Annotated in this window: 9 protein-coding genes; all 9 read right to left on the reverse strand. The window is 68.7% G+C overall.

Annotated elements, in window-relative coordinates:
* Positions 1-48: 48 nt before the first annotated feature.
* The gene (locus O3Q52_RS38820) at positions 49-1020 is read right to left on the reverse strand and encodes a hypothetical protein (protein ID WP_269653289.1); all 972 of its coding nucleotides are present in this window, start codon (positions 1018-1020) and stop codon (positions 49-51) included.
* A gap of 103 nt (positions 1021-1123) precedes the next feature.
* On the reverse strand, positions 1124-2779 hold the full coding sequence (pgi, locus tag O3Q52_RS38825) for a glucose-6-phosphate isomerase (RefSeq protein WP_269653290.1): 1656 nt from the start codon (positions 2777-2779) through the stop codon (positions 1124-1126).
* A gap of 308 nt (positions 2780-3087) precedes the next feature.
* Positions 3088-3423, reverse strand: a complete 336-nt coding sequence (locus tag O3Q52_RS38830; RefSeq protein ID WP_003957010.1) for an RNA polymerase-binding protein RbpA — start codon at positions 3421-3423, stop codon at positions 3088-3090.
* Positions 3424-3658: 235 nt separating this feature from the next.
* Positions 3659-3889 carry a preprotein translocase subunit SecG gene (gene secG, locus O3Q52_RS38835; protein WP_055615078.1) on the reverse strand — a complete coding sequence of 77 codons (231 nt, stop codon included), beginning with the start codon at positions 3887-3889 and terminating at the stop codon, positions 3659-3661.
* A gap of 145 nt (positions 3890-4034) precedes the next feature.
* Positions 4035-4811 carry a triose-phosphate isomerase gene (gene tpiA / locus O3Q52_RS38840; RefSeq protein ID WP_269653291.1) on the reverse strand — a complete coding sequence of 259 codons (777 nt, stop codon included), beginning with the start codon at positions 4809-4811 and terminating at the stop codon, positions 4035-4037.
* 6 nt (positions 4812-4817) lie between these two features.
* Positions 4818-6029, reverse strand: coding sequence for a phosphoglycerate kinase (gene pgk, locus O3Q52_RS38845; RefSeq protein WP_269653292.1), 1212 nt, complete (start codon positions 6027-6029; stop codon positions 4818-4820).
* A 129-nt stretch (positions 6030-6158) separates the two neighbouring features.
* Complete coding sequence (gap, locus tag O3Q52_RS38850; RefSeq protein WP_055615081.1) at positions 6159-7169, reverse strand: type I glyceraldehyde-3-phosphate dehydrogenase; 1011 nt, start codon at positions 7167-7169, stop codon at positions 6159-6161.
* 190 nt (positions 7170-7359) lie between these two features.
* Positions 7360-10314: a M14 family metallopeptidase gene (locus tag O3Q52_RS38855; protein WP_269653293.1), complete on the reverse strand. Its 2955-nt coding sequence runs from the start codon at positions 10312-10314 to the stop codon at positions 7360-7362.
* A 265-nt stretch (positions 10315-10579) separates the two neighbouring features.
* Positions 10580-10934, reverse strand: a 355-nt coding sequence (whiA, locus tag O3Q52_RS38860; RefSeq protein ID WP_269653294.1) for a DNA-binding protein WhiA, incomplete at its 5' end; no start/stop codon positions are given.

Below are 10934 nucleotides of genomic sequence, written 5' to 3' on the forward strand. Positions count from 1 at the left end.
CGGTGGCCTGGGCCGCCTGTGCGGGCCGGGGCGGCCGAGTCGGGCAGGTCAGGACCGGTACGGCGACTGCGGCGGCTGGGGCGGTCCGTACGGGTTGCCCTGGACGTACGGCGGATACGGCACACCGTTGCCGGGCGGGTACGGCTGGCCCTGCGGCGCGTACGGCTGGCCCGGCGGCATGTACGGCTGACCGGGAGGCGCGTACGGCTGCCCCGGCGGCGGGTACATGTTCCCCTGCGGCGGCACGAACCCGCTGTTCGGCGCGTACGGCCGCGGAGGCGGGAGCGTCGACGGATGCGCGCTCAGCCGGATGCCGTGGTGGCGTCGGAGCCGCTGCAGCTCCAGGGCGGCGATGCCCGTGACCGTCAGCGGGGCGCCCAGGATGAAGACGACCCCCAGCTTGAGGCTGAGCCCGTGCAGATCACCGGTGACCAGGTCCGGAAGGGCCATCAGCCACGTCGTCACGGTGGCGAGCAGCGCCGGCAGGGCGCGGTGCACGGCGGCGGAACCGAAGAAGTTCCCGGACAGCTGCACGGCCCCGTACATCAGCATGCCGGTGATCCACATCGCCGGCAGGCCGAGCACCACCGTCCAGATGGTGCCGAGCTGGATCGACAGCTGCCACAGCAGCACCGTCCCGACGACCATGCCGATGAAGAGGAGCAGCAGCTTGAGCGAGTTGAACAGGGACCCTCGCAGCTCGCGGATCCTGCCGGTGCGCCGCCAGACGAAGAGCATCACGCCCACGGTCAGCGGGGTGATGAACAGCAGCACGAGGGCCGCCACCACGATGTTCTCGAGCACCTCGTTGAAATCGAACTTGCCCTCAACGAACGTGTACACGCCGAACGCCGCCACAGCTCCGGCAACGACACGTACACGCTTGAGGCGCTCCACCGACGGATCGACCGCCGGCGGGATCCACGCCGGGTGGAACACTGCCTGCGCCACGGCCTTGGGCTGCAGAATCGACGCCACCGACAGATTGCGGCTGAGCCATCTTCCGCGCGAACCAGCCATGTTCAGCTCCCCCGAGCCCTCGACGTCATGATCGCCCGAAATTGTAAGGGAGGGCGACGGCCGTTCCGCCGTCCGCCTCCCGACCCACACGACTACTCCACGACTACTTCCGGCCCCGCAGTTCCCGGTACTTGGCCACGAGCGCGGTGGTGGACTCGTCGAGGCCCGGCACGTCCGCACCCTCCGTCAGCGCGGGCTCCACGCGCTTGGCGAGGACCTTGCCGAGTTCGACGCCCCACTGGTCGAAGGAGTCGATGTTCCAGATCGCGCCCTGCACGAACACCTTGTGCTCGTAGAGGGCGATGAGCTGGCCGAGCACCGACGGGGTGAGTTCGCGCGCGAGGATGGTGGTCGTGGGGTGGTTGCCCTTGAACGTCTTGTGCGGCACCAGTTCCTCGGGCACGCCCTCCGCCCGCACCTCGTCCGGCGTCTTGCCGAAGGCCAGCGCCTGCGTCTGCGCGAAGAAGTTGGCCATCAGCAGGTCGTGCTGGGCGACAAGACCCGGCAGCAGATCGGCGACCGGCTCGGCGAAGCCGATGAAGTCGGCCGGGATCAGCTTCGTGCCCTGGTGGATGAGCTGGTAGTACGCGTGCTGTCCGTTGGTGCCCGGCGTGCCCCACACGACGGGACCCGTCTCCCACTCCACGGGACGCCCGTCGCGGTCCACGGACTTGCCGTTGGACTCCATGTCGAGCTGCTGGAGGTACGCGGTGAACTTGGACAGGTAGTGCGAGTACGGCAGCACCACGTGCGACTGGGCGTCGTGGAAGTTGCCGTACCAGACGCCCAACAGGCCAAGGAGCAGCGGTACGTTGGACTCGGCGGGCGCGGTCCTGAAGTGCTCGTCGACGAGATGGAAGCCGTCGAGCATCTCCCGGAAGCGGTCCGGGCCGATCGCGATCATCAGCGACAGACCGATCGCCGAGTCGAACGAGTAGCGGCCGCCGACCCAGTCCCAGAACTCGAACATGTTGGCCGTGTCGATACCGAAGTCCGCGACCTTCTCGGCGTTCGTCGACAGCGCCACGAAGTGCTTGGCGACGGCTTCCTGGCCGGCCTTCAGCTCGGTGAGCAGCCAGTTGCGGGCGGAGGTCGCGTTGGTGATCGTCTCGATGGTGGTGAAGGTCTTCGAGGCGACGATGAACAGCGTCTCGGCCGGGTCCAGGTCGCGGACGGCCTCGTGCAGGTCGGCCCCGTCCACGTTCGACACGAAGCGCACCGTCAGGTCCCGGTCGGTGAAGGACCGCAGCACCTCGTACGCCATCGCCGGGCCGAGGTCGGAGCCGCCGATGCCGATGTTCACCACGTTCTTGATGCGGCTGCCGGTGTGCCCGGTCCACTCGCCCGAACGGACGCGCTCGGCGAAGCCGGCCATCTTGTCGAGGACGGCGTGCACGGCCGGTACGACGTTCTCGCCGTCGACCTCGACGACCGCGTCGCGCGGGGCGCGCAGCGCGGTGTGCAGGACCGCACGGTCCTCGGTCGTGTTGATCTTCTCGCCGCGGAACATGGCGTCCCGCAGTCCGAACACGTCCGTGGCGGCGGCCAGCGCGCGCAGCAGCCGGAGCGTCTCGTCGGTGATCAGGTGCTTGGAGTAGTCGACGTGCAGATCGCCGACCTGAAGCGTGTATCCGGTACCGCGCCCGGGGTTCTGGGCGAACAGCTCACGGAGCTGCGCCTCGCCGAGTTCCTCCCGGTGCCCGGCCAGAGCGGTCCACTCGGGTGTCTGGTCGAGCCTGGTACGGCTGTCTGCGTTCATGTGGGACTTCCGCCTCTTTCCTGCCTGTGCTGCGTACCTTGCCCCGCTGCCGGTCCCAACCTAATTGATCAGGGCGGGACGTGAGCTGTCGTCCCGCCGTCGTCCGGCTCAACAACAGATACGTCCGGCTTGAGCAGGGGTATCAGCGCGGTGAGGAACAGAATGCGGAAGGCGGGCCGCAGCGCTCGCGCAGGGCGAGGCCACCGGACCGGTGTCGTACTGTCCGGCACTCTTTCGGGGCATGGCCCCGTAGGCGTCCCAAACGAGTCCGGCCGGACACCCGTGGGTGTCCGGCCGGACCTCAACTCCTAGATCTCGCCCCGCAGTTTGGCGAGCGCCTCGGCGAGGATGGCCTCGCCGTCCGCGTCGCTGCGCCGTTCCCGTACGTACGCGAGGTGCGTCTTGTACGGTTCGGTGCGCGGCGGGTCCGGCGGGTTGTCCCGGTCCTGTCCGGCGGGGAAGCCGCAGCGCGGACAGTCCCAGGTATCGGGGACCTGCGCGTCGCTGGCGAAGCTGGGCTGCGTCTCGTGCCCGTTCGAGCACCAGAAGGAGATGCGCAGCCGCGGCGCGGACTCGCCACGCTCGGCCTCGCCCATCGGCCCCGCCCCGACCCGGCTTCCTCGGATCGCGTTGCCACTTGCCACGGTCGTAACTCCCTGCGTAATGGTGCCGCAAAGCGAGTCGGCGTTTCGCTTCGCTGCGAGCGCCTCAGTCTACGTAAGGCCCAACGCGCGTCTAGTAGATGGAGTTACACCCCGCCGCAAGACGCAAGCCCCATGATAGGCCGCGCTTGCGGGCGCGTACCGTACATGGGGCCTTACGTGCGGAATGTGCTTGCGTAATGTGCGTTTGTGCTGGCGTTCCGATGTCGGGCGGTGATCAGTTGTTGACCTTCATCAGAAGACCCAGCACCACAATGGACGCGAACCACAGCAAACCGACCACCACGGTGATGCGGTCGAGGTTGCGCTCGGCGACCGAGGAGCCGCCGACGGAGGACTGCATGCCGCCACCGAACATGTCGGACAGGCCGCCGCCCTTCCCCTTGTGCATCAGCACCAGCATCATCAGCAACAGGCTGAAGACGATCAGGGCGATCGAGAACCCCATAACCACGGCTGGACCAACTTCCTCGGACTTGGAACGGACGACGGGGGCCGGTGCTTCGGGTACGAAGCCGCCCGGCCCCCGCAAGGGTACGACGTAACGCCGCTACGGCCTACACGCAGGTCGCCGGATCGCTACGGAACACGGCTCACTGGTCGCGGAAGCGGACGATCTTGACGAACTCCTCGGAGTCCAGGGACGCGCCGCCGACCAGGGCACCGTCGATGTCAGGCCTCGCCATGATCTCGGCGACGTTGCCGGCCTTCACGGAGCCGCCGTACTGAATACGGACGGCGTCGGCCAGTTCCTGCGTGTACAGCTCGGCGAGCTTGCCGCGGATCGCCGCGCAGACCTCCTGGGCGTCGTCGGAGCCGCAGACCTTGCCGGTACCGATGGCCCAGACGGGCTCGTACGCGATCACGATCGTCTCGGCCTGCTCGGCCGGGAGGTCCTTGAGAGCGCCCTCGACCTGCGCGAGCGTGTGCGTGACGTGGTTGCCCGCCTCGCGGACGTCCAGCTCCTCGCCGACGCACAGGATCGGGGTGAGGCCGTGCTTGTAGGCGGCCTTGACCTTGGTGTTCACGACGTCGTCGGTCTCGTTGTGGTACTGGCGGCGCTCGGAGTGGCCGATCGCCACGTAGGTGCACTTGAGCTTGGCCAGCATCGAGCCGGAGATCTCGCCGGTGTAGGCACCGGAGTCGTGCGCCGAGATGTCCTGGGCGCCGTACTTGATCTTGAGCTTGTCCCCGTCGACCAGGGTCTGCACCGAGCGCAGGTCGGTGAAGGGCGGCAGAACCGCGACCTCACAGGCCTCGTAGTCCTTGTCGGCCAGGGCGAAGGCGAGCTTCTGGACGTGGGCGATGGCCTCGAGGTGGTTGAGGTTCATCTTCCAGTTGCCCGCCATCAGCGGCGTACGAGTGGTCATACGGGGTCAGTCCTCCAGTGCGGCGAGGCCGGGGAGCGTCTTGCCCTCGAGGTATTCGAGGGAGGCGCCGCCGCCGGTCGAGATGTGGCCGAATGCGGTCTCGTCGAAGCCCAGGATGCGGACGGCCGCGGCGGAGTCGCCACCGCCGACGACCGTGAAGGCCGGGGAGTCGAGAAGGGCCTGGGCGACCGCCTTGGTGCCCTCGGCGTAGTCGGGGTGCTCGAAGACGCCCATCGGACCGTTCCAGAAGACCGTGGCGGCGTCGGTGAGCTTCGATGCGTACAGCTTGCGGGACTCCGGACCGATGTCCAGGCCCATCTGGTCGGCCGGGACGGCGTCCGCGGCGACGGTGGTGGGGTTGGCCGGAGCCTTGGTCTTCAGGTCCGGGAACTCGGAGGCGACCAGTACGTCCACGGGGAGGACCAGCTCGACGCCGTTCTTCTCGGCCCGCTCCATGTACTCCTGGACCGCCGGGATCTGGTCCTCCTGGAGGAGGGACTTGCCGATCTCGTAGCCCTTGGCCTTGAGGAACGTGTACGCCATGCCGCCGCCGATCAGCAGCCGGTCGGCCTTGCCGAGCAGCTGGTCGATCACGGCGAGCTTGTCGGACACCTTGGCGCCGCCGAGCGCGACCACGTAGGGGCGCTTGACGTCCTCGGTGAGCTTCTTCAGGACGCCGACCTCGGTGGCGATGAGGTAGCCCGCGTAGTGCGGCAGCCGCGCCGGAAGGTCGAAGACCGAGGCGTGCTTGCGGTGCACGGCACCGAATCCGTCGCCCACGTAGACATCGGCCAGGGCGGCGAGCCGGTCGGCGAACTCGCCGCGCTCGGTGTCGTCCTTGGACGTCTCGCCGGCGTTGAAGCGCAGGTTCTCGATGACCGCGACCTGGCCGGGCTGCAGCCCGTTCACGGCGTCGTGCGCGGCGGGGCCGACCGTGTCCTGGGCGAAGGCCACGGGGGCGCCCAGCAGCTCGCCGAGGCGCTCGGCGGCGGCAAGCAGCGAGAAGGCGGGGTCCGGGGCGCCCTTGGGGCGGCCCAGGTGCGAGGCGACGACCACCTTGGCGCCCGCCTCGGCGAGGGCCTTGACGGTGGGCAGGACGGCGCGGATGCGGCCGTCGTCGGTGATGCGGCCTTCGGCCAGCGGCACGTTCAGGTCGGCGCGGACGAAGACCCGCTTGCCGTCCACGCCTTCGGCGAGAAGTTCGTCGATCGTCTTCATGAGGGGCTCCTAGAGAAGGCTCAAGTGGTCCGAGAGGGCTGATCGATCAGCACGCGGCACAGGGCCCGGGCAGCGCACCGCCGCGCTGCCCGGGCCCTGTGCTCACATCGAGAGGCCTTGCTCTGGGACTTAGAGCTGGCCGCCGACGAAGACCGTGAGGTCCACGAGGCGGTTGGAGTAGCCCCACTCGTTGTCGTACCAGCCGAGGATCTTCACCGTGTTGCCCTCCTGGACCATGGTCAGGGAGGAGTCGAAGGTGCAGGAGGCCGGGTCGCTGACGATGTCCGAGGAGACGATCGGGTCCTCGGTGTAGGCCAGGTAGCCCTTGAGGTCGCCGTCGTCGGAGGCCTTCTTGAACGCGGCGTTGACCTCGTCCTTGGTGACCTCGCGCTGCAGCGTCACGACCAGGTCGGTGGCCGAGCCGGTCGGGACCGGGACGCGCATCGCGATGCCGTCGAGCTTGCCCTTGAGCTGCGGGAGGACCAGGGCGGTGGCCTTCGCGGCACCCGTGGTGGTCGGGATGATGTTCTCGGCGGCGGCGCGGGCGCGGCGCAGGTCCGAGTGCGGGAAGTCCAGGATGCGCTGGTCGTTCGTGTACGCGTGGACCGTCGTCATCAGGCCCTTGACGATGCCGAAGTTCTCGTCGAGAACCTTGGCCATCGGCGCCACACAGTTGGTGGTGCAGGAGGCGTTCGAGATGACGTGGTGGTTCGCCGGGTCGTACTTGTCCTGGTTGACGCCCATCACGATGGTGATGTCCTCGTCCTTGGCCGGAGCCGAGATGAGGACCTTCTTGGCGCCACCGGTGATGTGCTTCTCGGCGTCGGCCTTCTTGGTGAAGATGCCGGTCGACTCGATGACGATGTCGACGCCCAGCTCGCCCCACGGGATGTCGGCGGGGTTGCGCTCGGAAAGAACCTTGATCGTCTTGCCGTCGACGGTGATCGTGTCGGCGGTGTGCGACACCTCGGCCTTGAGTCGGCCCAGGATGGTGTCGTACTTCAGCAGGTGAGCGGTGGTCGCGGTGTCACCCAGGTCGTTGACAGCCACGATCTCGATGTCTGCACCCTGCTCCAGCAGCGCGCGGAAGTAGTTACGACCGATGCGGCCAAAGCCGTTGATGCCTACGCGGATCGTCACGAACCGATCTCCTCGTTAGGAACGCCGGCTTTGGACGCCGGCGAGTTTGTATGGGATGTCCCCGACCGCCTACGACCCTACCTCCCTGACGCTCCCGGAGTGACATCGAGTGCCCCATACACGGCAGGGCGGTCCGTACCCACCAGTAGGGGTACGGACCGCCCGGGCTCGACGCCCTTGTTCGCCCTTGTCAGCTGCGCAGAGCCGCCAGGGCCTTGCCGAGCAGGGCCGTTCGGTCGGCAGCCGCGGTGACGTGCTCAAGGCCGAAGCCGAGCAGCACGGTGTCACGCGTGGTGACCGCTCCGTACGTCTTGAAGAGTTCGCCGGACAGGCCCCAGTCGTTCACGACCGCGGGGCTGCCCGCGGGCGGCCCGGGGACGCTCCAGGCGCCGAGCGACGTCTCGAAGCCGTCGGTCTGGCCGGCCGTGCCGCCGATGACGACGGAGGCGTTGTCGGCGAGCACACCGCGACCGCCCGATCCCGGGTCGGTGATGTAGCTCAGCGACACCTCCACCGTCTTTCCGGCGTACGCGGAGAGATCGAAGTTGACCTCCTGCCAGCCGTCGGAGGCCCCGGTGAAGCTGTTCCAGGAGCCGCTCGTGCCGGTCGCGGTGCAGCCGGCGGAGCCCGGGGTCAGATAGCGCTTGAGGGCGGGGTGCGCCTGGATGAAGTACCCGGCCTCGCACTCCACGGGAACCGCGGTGCTGGTGGCGCCGCCCTTCTCGGGGAGCGTCGTCCAGTCGTCGGCCCCGGCCGTGTGCGCTTCGAGCGCCGCGTGGTCGTAGCCGGCCTCGGTGTCCCACAGGAGCTGCGTGCGCAGGGTGGGCGCGTCGGCCGCGGTGACCCCGGTGAGGTCGATGGTGCGGGTGAGACGGTTCCAGGCGTAGTCGGAGTGCGTGACCGCCGCCATGGAGGCGCCTTCGAAGGGACCGTAGGGGTTGACGGTCCCCGGGTACGCTCCCGCTCCCGCGCTCGCGAACTGCGGGAACGTCCCGACGGGCAGCGTGTCCGAGGTGACGCTGTAGGCGCCCGCCGCGTTCAGCGGGTTGCCGGGTGCGCCGCCGAGCGGTCCGGTGGCTCCGGCGAGCTTGCCCGAGCCGGTGAAGGACGTGACGCCCGGCGTCGTCGTACGGGAGTAGGCGCCGAGGTAGTACTGGCTGAAGTCGTTCGTCAGGGCGCCCGGCAGTGCGACGTTGCCGCCCGCCTGCTCGCCCGCCTCGATCAGCTTGCCACCCTCGTTGAGGTAGGCGCGCAGCTGCAGCTGCGTGGCGTAGCCGGGGCGGTCGGCGCCGGTGTAGTGGACGACGTTCTTGAAGTGGCCGAGGACGCCGAGCGCGTCCGGCACGCCCTGGGTGGCGACGTCCCAGACGAGGGGCTTGCGGCCGTTGGCCTTCAGGGCGTCGACGTAGGTCTGTGCCTGCGTCGCCGCGGCGGCACCCTCCTCGGCGACCACCAGCGTGTCGGCGCGCGGCCGTTCGGCCACGGTGTACGTGAAGCGCTCACTGGAGGTGGGCTTCCCACTCTTCGTCTCGCCGGTGAACCAGACCTCGACCTTGTCGCCGGGGTCGCCGTCCGCCACGAAGGCGCGGTACTCGTCGAAGTAGAGGTTGTCCTCGCCTCCGAAGGTCTCGCCGCCCTTCCAGGGCTTGAGCGCCATGTCCTCCGTACGGCCGCCGTTGACGCGGTACCTGAGCTCCTTGTCGCGTACGGACTTGCGGGCGACGACCGTGATCTCCTGGTCGGCGCCGCGGGAGTACGACGTGGTGAAGGGGGCCGGGGTGAAGTCGGGGGCGTCGATGCCGACCGAGGACTTCGGCTGGTCGGGCTTGGCGGCGCTCTCGGCGACGGAGAGCGCGAAGGGGATGTTCTTGGCGAACTCCTGCTGGATCAGCTTCTCGTCGTCCGGGAAGGTGAAGATCGACTCACAGTCCACCGCGTTCCAGGCGTCGTTGGGGTCGACGTTCGACGCGGTCTGGCAGGTCGACATCTCGGGGGTGAACATCGCCGTGCCGTTGACGTTGGACGCGTGCCCGTCGGCCTCGCCGTTGGTCGTGTAGAGCTCGGAGGAGACCTGCGGGCGGTAGCCGGGGATCGCCGGGTTCTCGGGGGTTCCGGCAAGCGACTTGTAGAGCACGTCGTCCGGGCTCGGCGTCGCCACCTGCCAGCCGACTCCGTAGAGGATCAGTTCGGCGGCGGAGTGGTAGTTGATGCCGTAGTCGAAGCCGATGCGCTTCTCGAAGGCGTCCAGCGCCTTGGTCTCGGGCTCGGAGCCGGGGCTCGCGCCGCGGTAGGTCTGGCTGGTCGGGTACGGGGACGAACCCTCGTCGTCGTAGCCCCACTTGTAGGAGAAGTTGCGGTTGAGGTCGACGCCGTCGCCGGTGGTCCAGCCGCCGTCGCCGTTGACGTCGCGCATGTTCTTGCGCCACTGGCGGTCGCCCTCGGCCTTGAACGTCCAGTCGTAGCCGTCCGGGTTGGCGGACAGGACGAACCACAGCTCGGTGGAGTTCACGAGCTTGGTGACGCGCTGGTCCTTGCCGTAGTTGTCCAGGTAGTAGCGCATCAGACGCCGGGTCATCTCCGGCGTGATCCACTCACGGGCGTGCTGGTTGGACATGTACAGCATGGAGGGCTTGGCGCCGTCCTTGGTCGTCCTGGCGCCCTTGCTGAGCTTGAGGGCCAGGATGTCCTGCCCCTGGAGGGTCTTGCCGATGGAGACGACCTTCGTCAGGGACGGGTTCTGCTGCCCGGTCCTGAGGATCTCCTCCTGGAGGTTGCCCTTGCCGCTGTAGGGCCGGTAGACGCCGTCCCCCGCGGCGGCCACGCGCGCGCGTGCCTTGGCCGAGAGCTTGTGCTCGGCGAGGTCGACGCCCTTGTTCTCCAACTGGTCGGCCTGCTTGTCGGTGAGGTAGACCTCGACCGTGGCCGTGCCCTTGTCCGGGACCTGTTCGCCCAGTTCTTGACTGTCCTGGCCCGCCGCGAGGAGCAGGGGTACCTGTTCCTTCGTGACGTCCGCGCGGAACACCTTGACCTCGTCCGCGCCCGGGGCGGTCGTCGCGCCGGGTTCTGCCTGTGCCATGGGTGCGATGGCCACTCCGCCGAGCAGGAGCGCGCCGGCAGCGAGGATCGATCTCGCTCTTCGTCTCATGAGCCCCCCTTGCAGTTGTCCGCCACAGCAGCGAACAGATGCCAGGCTCATGACACTTCATGGTCAAGTCAAGAGCGCATCGACGACAGCAAGACGCCGGTGCGGTTGCCCCAAATGGGCGCACGCACCGGCGTGTTGAGGATCGGGGCCGATTTCCCCGGCATGGGTGGAGCACCGGGGACGGGTCCGCGGACCGGCCCGGGGAGCTGAGGCGCGCCACGGCCACGGCGATTTCCGTGGCTCGGCCCGCGACGATCTCCGTGGTTCAGCCCGCGAGGTTGTCGGCCATCTCCTCGGTGAGCGTGGACTCCGTCCCCGGGATGCCGAGGTCCTGGGCCCGCTTGTCGGCCATGGCGAGCAGCCGGCGGATACGGCCCGCGACGGCGTCCTTGGTCAGCGGCGGGTCGGCGAGCGCGCCCAGCTCCTCCAGGGAGGCCTGCTTGTGCTCCATGCGCAGCCGTCCAGCGGCCGCGAGGTGCGCCGGGACCTCCTCGCCGAGGATCTCCAGGGCGCGCCCGACGCGGGCCCCGGCGGCGACGGCCGCGCGGGCCTGCCGGGGGGTGAGGACGGCACGCGGGGTGGCGGGCAGGGCGCCCAGCTTCTCCAGGAGCGGATGGGCG

Source organism: Streptomyces sp. ActVer, from assembly GCF_027270795.1.
Taxonomy (GTDB): Bacteria; Actinomycetota; Actinomycetes; order Streptomycetales; family Streptomycetaceae; genus Streptomyces; species Streptomyces umbrinus_A.